Origin of the sequence: Vibrio sp. RE86 (assembly GCF_013114545.1) — a bacterium.
Lineage (GTDB): Bacteria > Pseudomonadota > Gammaproteobacteria > Enterobacterales > Vibrionaceae > Vibrio.
The window spans coordinates 1-19,043 of sequence record NZ_VTXI01000012.1 but is presented as its reverse complement, the minus strand read 5'-3'; the positions used below and the strand labels follow the sequence as shown (position 1 = coordinate 19,043).

Sequence of the window (19,043 nt, the reverse complement as noted above, 5' to 3'; positions counted from 1 at the left end):
AACGAAAAAAGGTCACCGAGGTGACCTTTTTAGTATCTCTCTGACAGTATTATTTCTGCACTCGACGTAACACTTCTTTCAGCAAGTCGAAATCATTCGCTAGGTCTTCAGACAGAAGCTCCATCGCAGCATGCTTAGCCAGAGGACCAGGTAATTCGATGTCAGAACCTAGAATGTCGTCCACCACTTCTTTAAACTTCGCTGGGTGCGCTGTACATAGGAACAGACCTGTTTCACCCTCTTGAAGCTGCTCATCTAGCAGTCGGTAAGCAATTGCACCATGTGGTTCACATAGGTAACCTTGTGCTTTAAGGTCACGTACTGATTCTGCACTTTGCTCATCAGATACTTTACCTTTACCAAGCGTATCTAGCCCCCAACCTTTAAGCTGGCAAAGCTCTTCAATACGTGGCCAGTTATTTGGCTGGCTAACGTCCATCGCATTTGATGTCGTTGCTACCGTTGGTTTTGGATCCCATTGACCTGTTTCTAGGTAACGAGGCACGGTGTCATTTTCGTTTGTTGCTGCAATGAAACGTTTAACAGGCAGACCCAATGCTTTGGCAAGAAGACCCGCTGTGAGGTTACCAAAGTTACCACTTGGTACTGAAACCACTAGGTTCTCACGCTCTTCTTTGCTCAGCTGAGACGCGGCTTCAAAGTAGTAACAAATCTGAGCCATTAGGCGAGAGATGTTGATTGAGTTTGCTGAGTTCAAACCAATCTCTTCACGTAGCGCTGCATCATCGAAAGCTTGTTTTACTAGCGCCTGACACGCATCAAAGTCACCATCAATCGCCACAGTATGAATGTTCTTACCTAGCGTACAGAATAGCTTCTCCTGCAGTGGGCTGATTTTGCCTTGCGGGTAAAGGATAACAACGTTGATATCTTCCATACCGTAGAAAGCATGCGCAACAGCAGCACCTGTGTCACCAGATGTCGCTGTAAGGATAGTAATCTTACCGCCATCTGAAACTGCCGCTAGAGACTGAGCCATGAATCGGCCACCAAAGTCTTTAAACGCAAGCGTTGGACCGTGGAATAGTTCTAGCGCGTAAACACCGTCTTTCACTTTATTGATTGGTGCAGGGAATTGGAACGCTGCATCAACCATTGAATTCACTTTTTCTTCCGCTAGCTCATCACCGATCAATGCAGATAGAATTTTGGTACTACGTGAAACAAAATCTTCTGCTAACAGCGCATCGATATCATCGAATTTTGGTAATTCTTGAGGGAAAAATAGACCTTGATTACGGCCCAACCCTTGGCGCACGGCTTGGCCAAAGGAAACTTGTTCGTCATTTTCTTTTATGTTGTACAGCTTCATAGCTCACTTCCTGTTACGTTCGAACCTTGTTTGTTAAGACGACAAACATGGACGAATCCTTCTTCATTTTGTACGTAGTTCTGTTCGAGCCAGCGAGCAACACGCTCAGCGACATCTTGATCTTTACAAATACTAAATAGTGTCGGGCCGCTACCAGAAATGCCGGTAGCTAAAGCGCCCGCGGTTGCAGCATACTGACGCGCATCTGCAAAGCCAGGGAGCAGTTTCGCACGATACGGTTCAGCGATCACGTCTTTGATCATTTTCGCTGCCAATTCGGGCTGATTTGAATGGCAAGCATGGATAAAGCCAGCAAGGTGGCGACCATGTGCAATGATATCCTGACGGCGGTACTGAGATGGTAGGATCTCTCTTGCTTCTGCCGTTGATACTTTGATACCCGGGTAAGCCATTACCCAATACCAATCGTCGAAGCATGGAACTTCTTGGCTGATAACACCTAGCTCTTCAAGCATCAATTGGACGCCACCTAAATAACAAGGCGCAACGTTGTCATAATGCACACCGCCCGAAATCTGACCTTCCATCTCTCCCATTAGAGCCAAAAGTTCAGTCTCGTTAAGCGGCTCGCCATGAAAACGGTTTAAAGCATCAAGTGCAGCAACGATTGAACAAGCACTCGAACCAAGTCCCGAGCCAATTGGCATGTTCTTCTCTAGCGTCATTTCCAGCGGAAGCAGCGCCTCACCTTTCTTTTCTAGCTCGCGAGCAAACACACGCCAACAGTCATAGACTATGTTCTCTTTTGGGTTCTCTGGCAACTTAGAAACGAAGTTACCAGCAGTGTTAAGTGAAAACGGTTCATTGCCCGCTTTTACCTGAACACGATCACCTAATAGAGTGCCATCAACTGGGGACACCGCCGCCCCAAGAACATCAAAACCAACGCTTACATTACCAATTGAAGCGGGAGCGTAAACGACTACATCCATACCACGACTCATAAGTTTATACTCCTAGCTTCCAACCTAACGTACGCATCACATCAGAGAATACACCTGCTGCAGTTACTTCAGTACCTGCACCGTAGCCACGTAGAACGAGTGGAATCGGCTGATAGTAGCGGCTAAAGAATGCTAGCGCATTTTCACCATCTTTGATCTTGAACATTGGATCATTCTCATCCACAGCAGCAACACTGACACGGCACTGACCATCGGCAATCTCACCGACATAGCGCAGTACTTTACCCTCTTCGGCTGCTTTTGCAGATTGCTCTTGGAAATAAGCATCCGCTTCTGGTAGGCGAGCCATAAACTCCTCGATGCTGCCTGAATCATCAAAACCTGGTGGAAGTGCTTGGTCAACAATCACATCTTCAAGTTCTAAGTTCATACCCGCTTCACGAGCAAGAATCAGTAGTTTACGTGCGACATCCATACCAGAAAGGTCATCACGTGGGTCTGGTTCCGTAAAGCCATTATCGTTAGCAATATTGGTTGCTTGGCTAAGTGTCATGCCTTCATCAAGCTTACCGAAGATATATGACAGAGAACCTGAAAGAATACCGGTGAAGCGCTCTAGTTCATCACCTGCCGAGATTAGGTTTTGTAGGTTTTCAATAACAGGAAGACCTGCACCAACCGTTGTTTCGTACATCAGTTTACGACGAGAGCTACGAGCAACGTCACGCAACTGATGGTAGTACGCCATGCTTGCTGTGTTCGCTTTCTTGTTTGGTGTTACGACGTGGAAACCCGCAGCTAAGAAATCAGCATATTGGTTAGCAATCGCTTCGCTCGAAGTACAATCAACAAGGACAGGGTTAATGATGTGGTTTCGTTGAACCAAAGAGATCAAGCGAGCTAGGCTGAACTCTTCAGACGCATCGTTCATACGATCACGCCAATGATCTAGTGGTAAGCCTTCGCTATCAAGCAGCAAGCCTTTACTGTTCGCTAAGCCACATACTCTTAAGATGATGCCCTTCTCTGCTAGCTTGCCTTGCTGTCGCTGAATCTGGTCAACAAGCTCGCCACCAACACCACCGACACCAACAACAAAGACATCAAGGAAATGTTTAGAGTTGAATAGATTCTCGTGACACGCTTTGATCGCTTCAGAGATCTTATCTTCAGGGATAACCGCAGAAATCGCTCGCTCAGAAGATCCTTGCGCAATCGCTACGATATTAACGTTCACTTCAGCCAAAGATGAGAAGAATTGAGAAGCTACGCCGCGAGATGTACGCATACCATCACCCACGAGAGTCACGATCGCAACGTCACTAATAAATTCAACCGGCTCCAACAGGCCATCTTTCAGTTCTAGCTCAAACGTATCACTCAGAGCTTGCTCTGCTAATGCTTTGTCTTGCGCTTCAATACAGAAACTGATGCTGTACTCTGAAGAAGATTGAGTAATAAGTACAATAGATACGCCAGCTGAAGACATCGCACCAAAGACACGGCTCGCCATGCCAACCATGCCCTTCATGCCTGGACCAGACACATTGACCATCGTAAGGTCACTCAGTGTAGTGATGCCTTTGATTGCTAGGTTGTCTTCGCCAGTGTCTTGACCAATTAAAGTGCCTGCACCTTGTGGGTTAAAGCTGTTTTTGATTAAGCATGGGATGTGGAATTGAGCAATTGGGGCGATCGTTTTCGGGTGAAGAACTGACGCGCCAAAGTAAGAGAGTTCCATCGCTTCTTGATAACTTAGCGATTTAAGCAAGCGAGCATCGTCTACTAGACGTGGGTCACAGTTATATACGCCATCAACATCGGTCCAGATTTCACAGCAATCTGCACGCAGACAAGCTGCTAAGACGGCCGCTGAGTAGTCAGAGCCATTACGGCCCAAAGTGACTAACTCACCTGACTCATTACCAGCTGTAAAGCCCGGCATGATATTTACGTGACCTTGCGGTAACGGGTTTTGACGGAAATTTTGCGTTGAAATTTCAACGTCGACCATCGCTTCTAAATGATCGCCGCGAGCAAAGAGATACTGCACAGGGTCAATAAGGCTTGCTGGCTGACCTTTCGCCTCCAGTACCGCTTTCATCAACTGAATAGAGACACGCTCACCTTTACTGATAATGCGAGCATTCACATGGTCTGGACACATACCTAGCAGGTTCACACCGTGGACAAATTGGCGCAGTTGAGTAAGAGACGTCTTGACTTGGTTGTCATAGCCACTGCCATCAATATTTGGCAGTACCTGTTTTATGTCTTGGAAAAGATCACGGAAAGAATCTTCAAGCTCAGCTATTTGTAATTCTGCTTCGCCGTTTTTCAGTGCTCCGTCAATCACTGAAACTAATTTATTGGTTGTTTTGCCCGGCGCTGAAAGCACTACGGCGACTTCTTCTTGCTGCGCATTATTAGCAATGATATCCGCTGCTCGTAAAAAACGATCAGCATCGGCTAATGATGAACCTCCAAACTTTAAAACTCGCATCCCTTCCTCCAAATTGTTTTAAATCGGTATAAAAAAAGGCCTGTATCTTGTGGGATACAGGCCTTTTTTTTGAATTTCTTTCGCTTAGCAGCCTGCCCCAACAATTGCGATGTCGGTAATAATAATGGTTGTGGTCATTACTAGGCTTTGGTGCTGCATATAATTAGTATCTTTACGATATGTTTGCTTACCCATACGTTTACCTTATTTCTCATCCCTGCGTCAACGAAAAATTACTATTTTTTGTTTACACTCCACCTCACTCGCATTCACAAACAAGAAATTAAGAAACACAACAATTTCACAGTTTGATGAAACGATACGCACATATAGTAATAACTAATCGCTATATGAAACTTTCAGCTAGTCCAATAGTTTTATGCTTTAATTAGAAACGCAGTGGACAAAAAAACAACAGGGAGTGGCCAATGAGAACAATTCTAAGCCTGTCAGCGCTAGCTTTCGCCTGTCCGTTGTTTGCCACTGAGCTTCCTGCCCTGCCATCTCAACAACAGACATCGCCACATAAAATCTTTCTCTCTAGTGAACAAGACCAACAGCAGTTTGATTCTTGGAAAGTCGATGGCGGTTACTCATACAACGTGTTCAACAAGATAGACCTCTACGTTGGGGCACGTTTGAATAATAATGATACGAGTAATGAAACTGGATTTTTAAGTGGGGTGAGCTATCAGGTAACACCGAGAGTTTCGGTTAAAAGTACCCTCCACTCATACAGTGAAGAGACGTTAGAGCAAGGAAAAGAGACCAATATTGCGGCTGAGGTATCGAGTCGTATGCGATTGACCGAGCACTTAGATATCCATGCCACCCTTGATTATCAAGAGTGGCAATCAGGCGTCGAAGTAGGCCTTGGGTTTCGGTTTTAATTCCAGTCTAGCAACTCTGTTGACATCAAAACGCCATTCCAATCTGCATAGATGTAATCGCCTGGTTGAATCATTTGATTGTGTACCGTTAGAGTCACGTTTACTTCACCCGCACCACGCTTCTCGGTCTTAAACGGGTTTGTGCCAAGGGCTTTAATCCCTAGCTCCATTTCTGCCATCGCAGCAACATCACGGACTGCACCATTAACAATGATCCCCTCCCAATTGTTATCAATCGCAAGAATTGCCAGCTGGTCGCCAAGCAGAGCCTTTTGGCAAGATCCATGACCGTCAACCACTAGCACTTTTCCTTTGCCATCTTGGCTAAGCACTTCTCGTACTTTCGAATTATCGTGATAGCAACGGACCGTGACGATCTCACCATAGAAAGCAAATTTACGCCCAAAGCTGTGAAGCGGTAAATTGAGCAGGGTCACCTTGTCTTCATATTTATCGCAAATATCAGGGGTAATATCTTTCATTTTTCCTCCATGAGCTTGTAAAAATCCTTTATCTACATCGGTCTCGCCAATTCCCAAGCGAAACTTTCGTCTGTTCTTTGTCGCAAGAGATTAGAAAGAGTCTTTCACCTTCAATGAAATAAATGGCATTTTGACCATATTTCTTGCCCAGTTCGAGTGATCGCTGCAACGTCATTTCCACAGCAAAACTGGTTTCAACCCAAGAAAAACTCTCATCGCCAACATCGACCATACTAAAGTAAGTATGGTCTATATCTTGCGCTAAGTGCTGATTATTTCTGTCATTCTCTTCTTGAGACAGCCAAACACTAGCTGGGTTCCAGGCAGTAATGATCGCAAAGCTTGAACCTTGCGGTACCTTTGAAAAGCGAAAGAAAGGGTTGCTGTACGCCTGCCAGAGTTGAGAATCGATCATAGGCACCTCAACCAATTTACATTTACTAGATACTATTAATATTTGTTACATTCGAACACTTGATATAAATCAACAAAGTGATTGGAATTAACACTTCTACGTTGTTAGCATGCTGTTAACATTATAAAATCCGCCTCAAAGACTAATGGAATACTGAGGACAAGGACCTCTAGAGTAGAAAAGAAGCACCAAGGATGGCGGGCGATCAAAGAGAGTGTTTTTTTATAGTCTTTGGTTTATTATCAACATCACATTACCTGTATGTTATGTTTTTGCCTAGAATTTATTCTATTAGCACAAATTTTTCACAAGTTTAGGTACCGCCAATGCAAACCCCGCACATTCTTATTGTTGAAGATGAGCAAGTAACTCGTAACACTCTAAAGAGTATTTTTGAAGCAGAGGGATACGCTGTTTTCGAGGCCAGTGACGGTGAAGAGATGCACCAGGTGCTGTCTGACAACCAAGTTAACTTGGTTATCATGGACATCAACCTACCAGGCAAGAATGGTCTATTGCTAGCACGTGAACTGCGTGAGCAAGCAAATGTTGCACTGATGTTTTTAACTGGTCGTGACAACGAAGTTGATAAGATTCTTGGTCTAGAAATTGGTGCTGATGATTACATCACAAAACCATTTAACCCACGTGAACTAACTATCCGTGCACGTAACCTTCTTAACCGTTCTATGAACTCTAGCGCGGTAACAGAAGAAAAACGCAGCGTTGAGAAGTACGTATTCAACGGTTGGGTACTAGACATCAACAGTCGTTCTTTAGTTAGCCCGAGCGGTGACGGTTACAAACTGCCACGTTCTGAGTTCCGTGCCCTACTTCACTTCTGTGAAAACCCAGGCAAGATCCAGACTCGTGCAGACCTACTGAAGAAAATGACGGGCCGTGAGCTTAAGCCACATGATCGTACAGTAGACGTGACTATTCGTCGTATTCGTAAGCACTTCGAATCGGTATCTGGCACGCCAGAAATCATTGCTACGATCCACGGTGAAGGCTACCGCTTCTGCGGTGATCTAGAAGAATAAGCGATCTAGAAGACTAAGTGATACAGCACTTACCAATTTAAAAATGGAGCCGTTTGGCTCCATTTTTTGTTGCTAGTTTTTCTATGCTGTTTAGCTAAACCGCTACCTACAAAAATGCTCGCTATCAAAGCGAGCATTTTTACTATTGAAGCACGGGCAAGTTAGCCACGACCGCCTTTAATCGCATCGATAATTTCTGTGGTAGAACAACCATCTTCGAAATTAAGCACTTCAACCGCACCGCCGTTGGCAATCACTTCTTTACCACCAGCAATCTCTTCAGGTTTATAGTCACCACCTTTAACAAGTAAATCTGGTAACACTTCAGAAATCAGACGTTGAGGTGTATCTTCACCAAATGGGACAACCCAATCAACCGCTCCAAGACCTGCTAATACTGCCATGCGGCGATCAGTCGGGTTTACTGGACGACCAGGGCCTTTCAAGCGCTTCACAGACTCATCTGTATTTACAGCAACAATCAGACGGTCACCAAGTTCACCAGCATGATTAAGGTAAGATACATGGCCCGCATGAAGAATATCGAAGCAGCCATTTGTCATTACGACTTTCTCGCCTTTTGCTTGCGCTTTCTTCACCGCTTCAATCAGAGCTTGCTCGCCAATCACACCATAGTCTGTGTCTTGGCTACCATGAACAGCTTCAGCCAATTCAATCGTAGACAGTGTCGAAGTACCCAATTTACCTACCACAATGCCTGCTGCGGCATTTGCTAATGCACACGCTTCATCAAGAGGCTTACCTGCAGCTACTGAAGCTGCCAGTACAGAGATGACCGTATCACCCGCACCTGTTACGTCATACACTTCTTTCGCTTGAGTCGGTAGGTGGAAAGGTGCGTGACCACGACGAAGTAGCGTCATACCATGCTCGCTGCGTGTCACAAGTAGCGCTTCAAAGTCAAACTCTTCAATGAGTGCAAGACCTTTCTCTATCAGTTCTTCATCTGATCTTACTTTACCAACGACAAGTTCAAACTCAGCCATATTTGGCGTTAGTAGCGTCGCACCACGGTAGCGCTCAAAGTCGGCACCTTTCGGGTCAATGAATACAGGTACTTTTGCCGCACGCGCTTTTTGAATAAACTGCTGAACGTGCTCTAACGCGCCTTTCGCATAGTCAGAAAGAACCACGGATTTTACTTTCGGTAGCGCAAGCTCCATACGATCTAGAATCAGGTCAGCGTCTACGTTCTCAAACTTATCTTCAAAATCTAGACGGATGAGTTGTTGGCCACGGCTCATTACACGTAGCTTAGTGATCGTTGGGTAGTTTGGTAGGCCAACAAAATCACACTTCACTTTCAGTGCTGAAAGCGTTTCATTAAGTGCTTTCGCTGGTTCATCAATCCCTGTTAAACCTACAATATGAGCATGTCCGCCTAGTGAAGCAATATTCATTGCTACGTTGGCAGCACCACCTGGGCGCTCTTCATTGTTTTCTACTTTGACTACAGGTACTGGCGCTTCAGGCGAAATACGGCCAGTTGGACCATACCAATAGCGATCAAGCATGACATCACCGATGATAAGTACACCAGAGTCACTGTAGTTAGGTAGGATTGGCTTCATTATGGATCTCCAAATTCTAATTCGGGCAAGAGTTTAGCATAAAGACTCGGCGTTATTCTAACCACTCGTGCCATTGTTTCGTCACAAGCTTTCGCTCACTGACAAATTTATTTTCTGCAACATCGGCATCTAAATTCAATAAATTACGATGGTGTATTTGATCGCGCATTGTCGTGTAGGCATGAGTCAGCGCCATCGCATCCGCCTCTTCAAGAATGCCTTGTGCCATCATGGATTCGAAGATACGAACATTGTCACTCCAACGGGTCAGCTTCGGCTTTTTATGACTGTAGTTCAAGACTAAATATTGAGCCAAAAACTCCACATCAGTAATCCCACCGGGGTCTTGTTTGAGCATAAAACGATCCGCTTTTTTACCCCCCAAGTGGTCACGCATTTTGACGCGCATCTCCGAGACATCTTTTATCAGCTTAGTTTCATCACGTTCAAGTGTAAGAATATCATGACGAATTTTAGCAAACGCCTGCTGCAATGGTTGGTCGCCGAAGATCATGCGAGCACGCACCAGCGCTTGATGTTCCCATGTCCACGCATCTTCTCGTTGGTACTCTTCGAATGCATCGGTTGGACTTACCAATAGTCCAGATGCCCCCGATGGTCGAAGGCGAGTATCCACCTCATATAGAATGCCTGATGCAGTGCGCGTCGAGAATATATGAATGATTCGCTGAGCTAATTTGAGATAGAACTGGCGAGCATCCACCTCTTTCTTGCCGTCGGTGTAGGCATGAACCGGACAATCATGCATAAACACAATATCAAGGTCGGAGTTATAACCCAGCTCCCAACCGCCCACTTTGCCGTAGCCAATCACCGCAAAGCCTTTACCTTCTCTATCTTTTAAGTGACTTGGCTTGCCATATTTTTCCGTCATTTGTAGCCAAGCTTGGCTAACTACTGACTCAACAATCGCCTCTGCTAGATAGGTTAAGTGGTCACTCACTTTCATCACAGGTAGCACGCCTGCAATATCGGCGGCAGCAATACGCAAAATACAGATTTGTTTGAACTGACGTAGCGCTTCCATCTGCTGTTCCATGTCGTCTTCTGGAATGCGTGCAAGGAAGTCTCTCAATTCATTACGGTAGCTCTCAAGTGGAATAGGATTATAAAGCTGCTGCGGGTCAATCAACTCATCCAATAGAATTGGGTAGCGCCCAAGCTGCTCAGAAATCATTGGACTTGCAGTACATAGACGAACCAGTTGCGTCAATGCGGCTTGGTGTTCATCCAGAAGCTCAAGGTAGGTTGTGCGAGTGACGATACGATGGAGCAAATGTAAAACTCGTGACAAACCAAATTTCGCATCTTTATGTGAGTAAATGGCTGAGAAGACTTTAGGCATCAAACGATTCAAGACTTCGCGGCCACGAGGCCCAAGCGTCTTTTTCGCTAGATCTTTTTTGAACTGCACGATGGTATCAACCATCGGCTTTGGCTCATCAATCCCAATATCATGCTCAAGGATATGCTCTAGCACATCGGGTTTTGCCACCATGTCCCAAAGCTCGGTAAAGTGTTTGGCAACGTCTTGCTGTTCTTCTTCATCATCACCAATAAGATCCGCAAACACCGCGTGCACTTTCGCCATATGTGCTTGTATGTTCTCAGTTAACTCGCTCCAAGCCTGATACCCCATCGCCACAGCGAGCTGTAACTGCTCGGTATCACACTCAGGTAGTGTTTGAGTTTGCTTGTCTGCCATCGCTTGGAGCAAGTTTTCTAGGCGACGCAAGAATTTGTAGGCATCACGAAGGTGATGGCACTCTTGTGAGGTCAATTGTTCTAGCTCTTCAATCGCATCAATGGTTTCAAGCAATCCGCGCTGACGTAAGCTCGGCTCGCGGCCACCGCGAATAAGCTGGAACACTTGCGCAATAAACTCAATTTCACGGATACCGCCAGCCCCAAGTTTGATGTTGTTGCTCAAGCCACGTCGACGAACTTCACTACTGATCATCGACTTCATGCGGCGTAAAGACTGAATGGCACTAAAATCGATGTAACGACGGAACACGAATGGACGTAACATTTGACGCAACTCTTGATACTCAGGGTACATCTCTCGTCCCATCACTCGCGCTTTGATCATCGCGTAGCGTTCCCAGTCTCGCCCTTGTTCTTGGTAATAGTCTTCTAATGCGGCATAACTCATCACCAAAGGACCACTTTCCCCAAACGGACGCAGTCGCATATCAACGCGGTAACAGAAACCATCAAAGGTTTGCTGATCGAGCGCTTTAATAATGCGTTGGCCTAAACGAGTAAAGAACTGAGCATTGGCGATACTACGACGCGTAGCTTCGGTTTCGCCATTTTCTGGATAGGTGAAGATAAGGTCGATATCCGATGAGAAGTTCAACTCTCCACCACCAAGCTTACCCATACCAATAATCAGCATTGGCTGCGCTTCCCCTTGCGCATTGGTCGGTGTGCCCCACAATTCACAACAAGCTTTGTATTGCCATTGATAGGTTTCAAAAATCATCGCTTCGGCCAATTGAGACAGATGCTCTAAGCTCTCTTCCAACGTCCAACTTTGAGTGAAGTCCCGCCACGCGATATAGGTCATTTCTCGATTGCGGAATTGCCTTAGTACTCGATGTCCTTGCATTTCATCACTGCAAACTGACAACAGCTCTTGCAACCGCTCACGATAGCTTTCACTGCGTGAATTTTCAGCCAACATCTCTGGAAAGTTTTGCTGTAAAGTCTCATCCGTCTTTACCACCTCAGTTACAAATTTACTTAAACCTGCCACATAGATAAGTTGTTCAAGCAATGACTGAGGCCAATGCGCGAGTGCTTGCGATTCAACTAATGGCTCAATAGCCGACTGAGAAATAGATGAGAGAGAGACGGGCAGTTGCATGATTCTTCCTTGTTTCAATAAGCCTTTGAAAGGTTATGGACTATTTATACCAGACTTAAACCAATAAAAAACGCCCACTGTGATTGAGTGGGCGTTTTATCTAACAATCTGAACAAATTAGACTTTGAATGAAGTAATTTTCTTATCTAACTCTTCTGCGTTCTGCTGCATGATTTCGGAGGTTTCTAGTAGCTCGGAAACGACAGTAACCGAAGCCTCAACGAGCTCACGAACGTTAGTCAGATTCTGGTTCATCTCTTCAGCCACGCTGCTCTGTTGACCCGCCGCCGTCGCAATTTGGAAATTCATGTCATTAATCTGAGTGACCTGCCCAACAATACCGTCCAGCTCACTACCTGCATTGGTCACAAGATCAACGCCTTCAGCCGCTTCGACCACACTTTTTTCCATCAAATCAACCGCCGAGTTTGCACTAGATTGAAGCTGAGTGATCATCTCTTGGATTTCAACCGTCGCTTGCTGAGTACGCTGAGCAAGATTACGAACCTCATCCGCAACCACAGCAAAGCCTCGACCCGCTTCACCTGCACGTGCCGCTTCAATGGCTGCATTAAGAGCAAGAAGGTTAGTCTGTTCTGAGATGCCTTGAATCGTACCGACCACGCTACCGATAGACTCAACGCTCTCTTCAACTTGGTTAACTGCTTGAGCAGACGCTGAGATATCCTTCGATAGTTCACTGATTTTCTGCACGGTATCTTGAACGAAACGTTGACCTGTCACCGCTTGACCAGAGGCACTCTCCGTCAATGACGACGCACTCTGTGCGTGTTCTGCCACCGTTTGAACAGTAGAGGTCATTTCACTCATCGCGGTTGCAAGTTGGTCAATCTCATTGAACTCTTCTTGCGCAGACTCTTTGGTTTCAGACATGCTCAAGGTCATCACTTCTGTTAAGCCAGATAGCTCTTGTGACGCATCGACTTGTAAGCGAATCATCTCTTGCAGTTGCACACGTGTTTTTTCAAGCTCACGTGCGACATCGCCATATTCATCTTTACATGCCATCTCAATTGGAACAGATAGGTCTTTCTCTGCCATGGTTTTGATCGCTTCACTTAGATACTGAGTTTGACGCAACATCACGCGCGCAGCAAAAAGAAGAAGAACAACAAAAACGATGATCATTAACGCGGTTTGCCAAGCCACTTGAACTAAATAAGCTTCATAATGCTCTTGAGCGACTTGTGCGTTTTGAGTCGCTGCTAGAAGAGAATCGTGGAAGGTACTCGCGTCCCATAGCTGTTTGGCGATAATCAGTATCGTACTGAACACCATCAGCATTACCATCTTAGGGACGAGGCGTATATCCGTAATCACTCGTTCCCATGGCTTAAATGCCAGTTTGGTCATTGTTGTTACTCCGCTAAGTCTTATATATTGAGAGTACCTGATACAAAACAGGTCTTTTACGCTCTATAAACCCGCTTTAAGTGGCGGGGCGTTATATTTATTTCGAGCCTCGTATGAAAAAGAATGATACCAAAGACGATACAAAGCCGATGAGCTTGCTGTCACTAATCTTGTCATTTATGGCGCTATTTGTGATCTCGGGCTTACTGTTTTTCCCTTTAAGCCATGAAACTCGACAAGTTCTTATCGGCTTGGACTTTATAATCTGTAGCATATTCCTCCTACAGTTAACGATAGATTTGATCCGTGCAACAGATCGAGTGCAATTCATGAAACGCCACTGGATCGACTTCATTGCCAGTATCCCAGTTATTGAGCCTCTGCGTTTTGCCCGACTCTTCCACATCATGCGCGTCATTTTAGTCATTCGCTCAAGCCGCTATATATGGAAAGAACTGTTAAGCAATCGTCGAGAAACCACACTAGCTTCGATCCTGTTAATCATGGTAGTCCTGCTGACTCTAGGCTCAAGTATGATGCTGTATATGGAAGGCTCAGCGCCTGGCGCTAATATTGATTCTGGTGGTGATGCCTTATGGTGGGCACTGGTGACAATATCTACCGTTGGCTATGGCGATCACTATCCTGTCACTGATGGGGGCAAGGTCTTAGCGTCTGTTTTGATTGTATGCGGCGTTGGTCTTTTCGGTATGATCTCAGGCTTAATCACCTCTTTACTCGCCTCACCCACTCACATGCAAAACAGACGAGCAGAAAACAAAGAGCGCCTTTTAATAGAAATCGTTCAAAAGCAAGATGAGATCCTCAAGCGATTAGACGCTTTAGAAAAAGCAAAACGGGAGCCATAGAACTCCCGCTTAACATTGATTAATCTTGCCAGTATGGCTCTGCTTCGATGCAGATGATGCGAGTCTGCTCCATCGCATGCAAGATTGAATTCTCTTGCCTCGCTAACCAACGCTCAAGCTGCTCACGTTCATCACCTTCTAGCTTACCTACGAGCGGTGCTAACGTTTTCAGCTTCAATAGATCATCCGTGCCATGAAGTAAGTCACTCCACGGCAAACGGAAGCTGTCTCGCTCTTCCAACTCAAAAAGGCTCGCAAAACTCACGCCCGTATACAAGTTGCGCATTAGACGGTATTGGTGATCAATATAGTCTTGGCTAGTGAGGTTACGTTCTGGTGGAAAGGCTTCCATCAGCTCAGCCCAAGTGCGATCAAGTTGCTGAACTGAAAAATGCTCGATATTAAGCGCCATCTTTTCACGTGACTTATCATCTAAGAACGGCTGCCATCCACGAGTCAAAATCCAACGACTTAAATCAAGTAACAACCCGGTATAGCGAGCAGAGTTCAGCAGCTCAATGATCTGTTCGCGTTTAGGCAGTTGCTCTTCGAGCAGTTTTAGCTCGCCGACTAGGAATTTGCGCGCGTCTAACTTACGCAGTGCATGGCCTTTATCGTCAAGTAGATCTTCTAGGTAGTCATAATCATTGAGCCACTCTAGGTCTTGCTCTAGCCATTTCAGCTCCTGACGTAAGATAGCACTAGCACGACGTGGCACCACACCACCATAAACCGTTAAGATTTGGCGAATATAGCTGATTGAATGTTTGATCTCATGAACCGCTTCAATGGAATCTCGCTCAGAGTAGATCTGCTCATGGTAGTGCCAGTGAGAAAGCGCATGTTCTAAAGAGTTGATAAAGCATGACTCAACCGTATCTTTCTTCGTCGTATTGACCAGTGAAAGTGGTTTAACTTCATCACCTGTATAACCCATCGCTAAACGATAACCTTTCGCCGCTTTACTTAGGTTACCAAGGCGCATGCCACCCTCTTCCGAGAAACTACGAGCTAAAGTGAACAGAGCATCGGTTTGGCCTGACTTTAACTCTAATTCGACTTCACAAATAGGATCTTCTAGACCATTCGCTTCTACTTTACCTTGGTCAAAAGCGACTTCGACTTGGCTACCATCAGGCATACCGACCAGCCATTGCTCTCGCGTAAAGTTAGTCGAAAACAGTGGGTTCAGCTCAGAGTGCAGCGTTTGAATGTCTTTCCCTTGCGGCCAAATGTCACTTGGGTGGAGCGTCAAATCAGGCTCGTTACTGTCATGCTCTGCGTTGTATTCTGGTCTTTGGTGAAGTCCAGCCACCACGCGTCCTGCGGTCTTAACCGTTTGAACAAATACGTCATCAAAACGTCGAATACGCATACCAATATCATGCTGGCGTAGCCAGTTATCAGGCGTATCAAAGTAGGTGTTACCAAGCTCTCGACAGCTATGCTGAAGCACTTTAGTTTCAGAAATTTTTTGACGTAAAGTCTCTGAAAATTCAGGAGAAACAAAAAACTTCAGTTCTATCTCGGTTTCCATAGTTATACCTTTCAAAGCAGATAGAGACAGGATATGGCCAATTTTCTTACTCGGCAAGAAAGAAATATCGACTTAATGATGATCTAAAACAGTTTTAATGAGTGATTTAATGGGTTAACATGCGCGCCTTTATAGCCATCGTTCAACATTTCGCCATGAAATGGTGTATGTTAGTTTTTAGGTTATATTAATTGGGTTGAATGACCATGCCAGTAAATACAATTATGGGGTTATTTGCAAAGTCCCCTATTAAACCTTTGCAACGCCACGTCGTGTGTGTAAACGAGTGTTGTTCACACCTAGTCAACTTCTTTGAAGTCAGTTCAAAGGGCGATTGGGAAAAAGCAGCAGAGATCCGTGCACAAATTTCTCATCTAGAGAAAGAAGCCGACGTCTTAAAGCGCGAAATTCGTCTCAAACTTCCTCGTGGTTTATTTATGCCTGTGGATCGTAGCGACATGCTGGAGCTACTGACGCAGCAAGATAAACTCGCAAACCTTGCAAAAGATATTGCTGGTCGCGTATATGGCCGTCAATTGACTATCCCTGCACCTCTTCAAGAGAACTTTATTGCGTATGTGAAACGTTGCCTAGACGCAGCTGACCAAGCGCAGAAAGTGATCAATGAGCTTGATGAATTATTGGAAACTGGATTTAAAGGCCGCGAAGTAACTCTCGTAGCTGAAATGATCCATCAACTGGATGTGATTGAGGACGACACCGATGCGATGCAGATTCAGCTTCGTCAGCAACTGATGACAATCGAAGCCGATCTAAATCCAATTGATGTTATGTTCCTTTACAAAATTCTAGAGTGGGTAGGCGGAATTGCTGATCAGGCGCAACGTGTTGGTGCGCGTCTGGAAGTAATGTTGTCTCGCTCATAAAATAAGTTAACCAAATAACGAAGAGCATCTAACTGGTTCACACCCCTGCTAGGCGATAAATACTGATTCGCTGAAGGGGTTTTGTCGTGCTAAATTTTTGCTCCGCTTGTTATCAAACAACTAGGTATTACGATGGATATCCTTGCTAACTACGGCACTGTCCTGATTATTATTGCAGCAGCTTTCGGTTTCTTGATGGCTATTGGTATTGGTGCGAATGACGTTGCGAACGCAATGGGCACCTCGGTAGGCTCTAAAGCACTGACTGTAAAACAAGCGATCATTATCGCAATGATCTTTGAATTTGCAGGTGCATACCTTGCAGGTGGTGAAGTAACCGACACTATCCGTAAAGGGGTAATCGAAACATCCCTATTTGCTCACCAACCTGACGTACTTGTGTACGGCATGATGTCAGCGCTTCTTGCCGCTGGTACGTGGCTACTATTAGCGTCATACATGGGCTGGCCAGTATCGACTACTCACTCAATCATCGGTGCAATCATCGGTTTTGCGTGCGTATCTGTTGGTACAGAAGCAGTGGACTGGGGCTCAGTTCAAGGCATTGTAGGTAGCTGGATTATTACGCCTGTTATCTCTGGTTTCTTTGCTTACGTTATCTTTGTTAGTGCACAGCGCCTGATCTTCGATACCGAGAAGCCGCTATTTAACGCAAAACGCTTTGTACCTGTGTACATGTTCATCACTACTATGGTGATTGCACTAGTAACCATCAAAAAAGGTCTTAAGCACGTTGGTCTGCACCTTTCAAACGGTGAAGCATGGGCGTGGGCTGCAGCGGTTTCTGCATTGGTCATGGCAGGTGGTTACTTCTACATTCAGAAGAAATTCGCAAGCCGCGAAGACGACCATGGCTTTGCGGGTGTTGAAGGCATCTTTAGCGTACTAATGGTTATCACAGCGTGTGCGATGGCATTTGCTCACGGTTCTAACGATGTAGCGAACGCGATTGGTCCACTGTCAGCGGTTGTTTCAACAGTTGAGCACATGGGTGAAATCACAGGTAAGAGCACCATCGCTTGGTGGATTCTACCTCTAGGTGGTTTCGGTATTGTTGTGGGTCTAGCGACACTTGGTCACAAAGTAATGGCGACCGTTGGTACAGGTATTACTGAACTGACTCCTAGCCGTGGCTTTGCTGCGCAGCTAGCAACGGCATGTACGGTTGTTCTTGCTTCAGGTACTGGTCTGCCAATTTCTACGACTCAAACGCTAGTTGGTGCCGTTCTTGGTGTTGGTTTTGCTCGTGGTATCGCAGCACTTAACCTTGGCGTAGTACGTAACATCGTTGCTTCTTGGATTGTAACCCTACCAGCAGGTGCACTACTGGCGGTTGTATTCTTCTATGCAATTCAAGCAATGTTCGTTTAATCAATAGGTCAGTCGTGTGTTAACACACTGTCATTATTGACTCAAAACCGCAGAAAGGGAGGCTCAGCCTCCCTTCTTTGTTGCAGTTGGTTAGGAAACTACTTAATATCTGGCATTAGCAAGATATAGACTAAAAGACTGTTAAAGGATTTACCGTGAAAAAACTGGTTTGCTTGGTTTTAGCATCAATGCTGGCTGTACCGGCTGCATTCGCTCAAGACCGTTATATCTCTGATAAACTATTCACCTACATGCACTCTGGTCCGAGCAACCAATTTCGCATTATTGGCAGCGTTGACGCTGGTGATAAAGTTAAACTGCTCTCTACTAATAAAGACTCTGGCTACACACAGATTCAAGATGCGAAAGGCCGTAAAGGCTGGGTAGAAAGCCGCTTGGTTACCAAGCAAGAGAGTATGGTGTTGCGCCTACCAAGGTTAGAAAAAGAACTCGCTGAAGTGAAGGAAAAGCTCGCCAACGCTCGTGCTACTGCTGACCAAGAAAAAGCCGGTTTGGCGGACTCTCTGGCAACTCGTAATAACCAGATCAGTGAACTAGAGGAAGGCTATAGCGAGATGAGCCAACAGCTCTCTACATCTCAAGAAGAAGTTCGTAAGCTTCGCGCCAAGCTCGACACGCAGAAAGACGATCTACTACTTAAATACTTTATGTACGGCGGTGGTGTTGCGGGGTTAGGCTTACTATTTGGTTTGATTCTTCCTCACATTATCCCACGCAGAAAACGTTCTCCATCTGGTTGGGCGTAAGCTAAAATCTTGATAGAAAAAAGGTCACTCGACGGTGTAATGCCGATCAGTTAAGGGTTAAATGATCGGTTGAACGATCCTTCCAAGGTGTCAAAATCCGAGTGTATTCCATGCACTCGGATTTTTTATGTTTCTAAGAC

15 protein-coding genes and 1 other annotated feature are annotated in these 19,043 nt (G+C 45.5%); of the genes, 6 read left to right on the top strand and 9 right to left on the bottom strand.

The window, feature by feature from the left end:
- Positions 1–49: 49 nt before the first annotated feature.
- From thrC to thrA, 3 genes are read right to left on the bottom strand one after another with little or no spacing between them, the layout of a single operon-like run.
- Positions 50–1,333, bottom strand: a complete 1,284-nt coding sequence (gene thrC / locus F0231_RS12665) for a threonine synthase (RefSeq protein WP_171760099.1) — start codon at positions 1,331–1,333, stop codon at positions 50–52.
- Positions 1,330–2,286: a homoserine kinase gene (gene thrB / locus F0231_RS12660; RefSeq protein WP_171760179.1), complete on the bottom strand. Its 957-nt coding sequence runs from the start codon at positions 2,284–2,286 to the stop codon at positions 1,330–1,332. Before thrB ends, thrC begins: the two co-directional genes overlap by 4 nt.
- Before the next feature lie 16 nt (positions 2,287–2,302).
- Positions 2,303–4,762 (bottom strand): bifunctional aspartate kinase/homoserine dehydrogenase I, encoded by a 2,460-nt coding sequence (gene thrA, locus F0231_RS12655; protein ID WP_171760098.1) that lies wholly within the window; start codon positions 4,760–4,762, stop codon positions 2,303–2,305.
- A gap of 29 nt (positions 4,763–4,791) precedes the next feature.
- Positions 4,792–4,911: a sequence feature (Thr leader region), on the bottom strand.
- A gap of 279 nt (positions 4,912–5,190) precedes the next feature.
- On the opposite strand from thrA, the gene F0231_RS12650 reads away from it, so the two are divergent.
- On the top strand, positions 5,191–5,652 hold the full coding sequence (locus F0231_RS12650; RefSeq protein WP_171760097.1) for a hypothetical protein: 462 nt from the start codon (positions 5,191–5,193) through the stop codon (positions 5,650–5,652).
- On the opposite strand, the gene F0231_RS12645 is transcribed toward F0231_RS12650, so the two are convergent.
- Together F0231_RS12645 and F0231_RS12640 are read right to left on the bottom strand one after the other, a co-directional pair.
- Positions 5,649–6,134 (bottom strand): putative 4-hydroxy-4-methyl-2-oxoglutarate aldolase, encoded by a 486-nt coding sequence (locus F0231_RS12645; RefSeq protein ID WP_171760096.1) that lies wholly within the window; start codon positions 6,132–6,134, stop codon positions 5,649–5,651. The genes F0231_RS12650 and F0231_RS12645 overlap by 4 nt on opposite strands.
- A 28-nt stretch (positions 6,135–6,162) precedes the next feature.
- A complete protein-coding gene (locus F0231_RS12640; RefSeq protein ID WP_171760095.1) occupies positions 6,163–6,549 on the bottom strand; it encodes a DUF3293 domain-containing protein in 387 nt (128 codons plus the stop codon).
- 326 nt (positions 6,550–6,875) lie between these two features.
- On the opposite strand from F0231_RS12640, the gene arcA reads away from it, so the two are divergent.
- The gene (arcA, locus tag F0231_RS12635) at positions 6,876–7,592 is read left to right on the top strand and encodes a two-component system response regulator ArcA (protein WP_008080345.1); all 717 of its coding nucleotides are present in this window, start codon (positions 6,876–6,878) and stop codon (positions 7,590–7,592) included.
- Positions 7,593–7,753: 161 nt separating this feature from the next.
- Here the strand turns inward: arcA and hldE are convergent, their stop codons facing one another.
- The 3 genes from hldE to F0231_RS12620 all read right to left on the bottom strand — a co-directional run bounded on the left by hldE (position 7,754) and on the right by F0231_RS12620 (position 13,451).
- On the bottom strand, positions 7,754–9,184 hold the full coding sequence (gene hldE, locus F0231_RS12630; RefSeq protein ID WP_171760094.1) for a bifunctional D-glycero-beta-D-manno-heptose-7-phosphate kinase/D-glycero-beta-D-manno-heptose 1-phosphate adenylyltransferase HldE: 1,431 nt from the start codon (positions 9,182–9,184) through the stop codon (positions 7,754–7,756).
- Between the two features lie 52 nt (positions 9,185–9,236).
- On the bottom strand, positions 9,237–12,077 hold the full coding sequence (gene glnE / locus F0231_RS12625) for a bifunctional [glutamate--ammonia ligase]-adenylyl-L-tyrosine phosphorylase/[glutamate--ammonia-ligase] adenylyltransferase (protein WP_171760093.1): 2,841 nt from the start codon (positions 12,075–12,077) through the stop codon (positions 9,237–9,239).
- Between the two features lie 117 nt (positions 12,078–12,194).
- Complete coding sequence (locus F0231_RS12620) at positions 12,195–13,451, bottom strand: methyl-accepting chemotaxis protein (protein ID WP_171760092.1); 1,257 nt, start codon at positions 13,449–13,451, stop codon at positions 12,195–12,197.
- Between the two features lie 113 nt (positions 13,452–13,564).
- Here F0231_RS12620 and F0231_RS12615 point away from each other — a divergent pair, with 113 nt between their 5' ends.
- On the top strand, positions 13,565–14,320 hold the full coding sequence (locus F0231_RS12615; RefSeq protein ID WP_171760091.1) for a potassium channel family protein: 756 nt from the start codon (positions 13,565–13,567) through the stop codon (positions 14,318–14,320).
- A gap of 19 nt (positions 14,321–14,339) precedes the next feature.
- Here the strand turns inward: F0231_RS12615 and F0231_RS12610 are convergent, their stop codons facing one another.
- Entirely contained in the window at positions 14,340–15,857 is a 1,518-nt protein-coding gene (locus F0231_RS12610; protein WP_171760090.1) for an inorganic triphosphatase, read from the bottom strand.
- Positions 15,858–16,063: 206 nt separating this feature from the next.
- On the opposite strand from F0231_RS12610, the gene F0231_RS12605 reads away from it, so the two are divergent.
- The 3 genes from F0231_RS12605 (at position 16,064) to F0231_RS12595 (ending at position 18,903) form a co-directional block, all read left to right on the top strand.
- Complete coding sequence (locus F0231_RS12605; RefSeq protein ID WP_171760089.1) at positions 16,064–16,744, top strand: TIGR00153 family protein; 681 nt, start codon at positions 16,064–16,066, stop codon at positions 16,742–16,744.
- Between the two features lie 132 nt (positions 16,745–16,876).
- On the top strand, positions 16,877–18,136 hold the full coding sequence (locus tag F0231_RS12600; protein ID WP_171760088.1) for an inorganic phosphate transporter: 1,260 nt from the start codon (positions 16,877–16,879) through the stop codon (positions 18,134–18,136).
- 155 nt (positions 18,137–18,291) lie between these two features.
- On the top strand, positions 18,292–18,903 hold the full coding sequence (locus tag F0231_RS12595; protein WP_171760087.1) for a TIGR04211 family SH3 domain-containing protein: 612 nt from the start codon (positions 18,292–18,294) through the stop codon (positions 18,901–18,903).
- Positions 18,904–19,043 lie beyond the last annotated feature (140 nt).

What these genes read in the sequence shown, in the direction of transcription:
- thrC (WP_171760099.1), bottom strand. Translation starts at nt 1,333, where the DNA reads ATGAAGCTGTACAACATAAAAGAAAATGACGAACAAGTTTCCTTTGGC.
- thrB (WP_171760179.1), bottom strand. Translation starts at nt 2,286, where the DNA reads ATGGATGTAGTCGTTTACGCTCCCGCTTCAATTGGTAATGTAAGCGTT.
- thrA (WP_171760098.1), bottom strand. Translation starts at nt 4,762, where the DNA reads ATGCGAGTTTTAAAGTTTGGAGGTTCATCATTAGCCGATGCTGATCGT.
- F0231_RS12650 (WP_171760097.1), top strand. Translation starts at nt 5,191, where the DNA reads ATGAGAACAATTCTAAGCCTGTCAGCGCTAGCTTTCGCCTGTCCGTTG.
- F0231_RS12645 (WP_171760096.1), bottom strand. Translation starts at nt 6,134, where the DNA reads ATGAAAGATATTACCCCTGATATTTGCGATAAATATGAAGACAAGGTG.
- F0231_RS12640 (WP_171760095.1), bottom strand. Translation starts at nt 6,549, where the DNA reads ATGATCGATTCTCAACTCTGGCAGGCGTACAGCAACCCTTTCTTTCGC.
- arcA (WP_008080345.1), top strand. Translation starts at nt 6,876, where the DNA reads ATGCAAACCCCGCACATTCTTATTGTTGAAGATGAGCAAGTAACTCGT.
- hldE (WP_171760094.1), bottom strand. Translation starts at nt 9,184, where the DNA reads ATGAAGCCAATCCTACCTAACTACAGTGACTCTGGTGTACTTATCATC.
- glnE (WP_171760093.1), bottom strand. Translation starts at nt 12,077, where the DNA reads ATGCAACTGCCCGTCTCTCTCTCATCTATTTCTCAGTCGGCTATTGAG.
- F0231_RS12620 (WP_171760092.1), bottom strand. Translation starts at nt 13,451, where the DNA reads ATGACCAAACTGGCATTTAAGCCATGGGAACGAGTGATTACGGATATA.
- F0231_RS12615 (WP_171760091.1), top strand. Translation starts at nt 13,565, where the DNA reads ATGAAAAAGAATGATACCAAAGACGATACAAAGCCGATGAGCTTGCTG.
- F0231_RS12610 (WP_171760090.1), bottom strand. Translation starts at nt 15,857, where the DNA reads ATGGAAACCGAGATAGAACTGAAGTTTTTTGTTTCTCCTGAATTTTCA.
- F0231_RS12605 (WP_171760089.1), top strand. Translation starts at nt 16,064, where the DNA reads ATGCCAGTAAATACAATTATGGGGTTATTTGCAAAGTCCCCTATTAAA.
- F0231_RS12600 (WP_171760088.1), top strand. Translation starts at nt 16,877, where the DNA reads ATGGATATCCTTGCTAACTACGGCACTGTCCTGATTATTATTGCAGCA.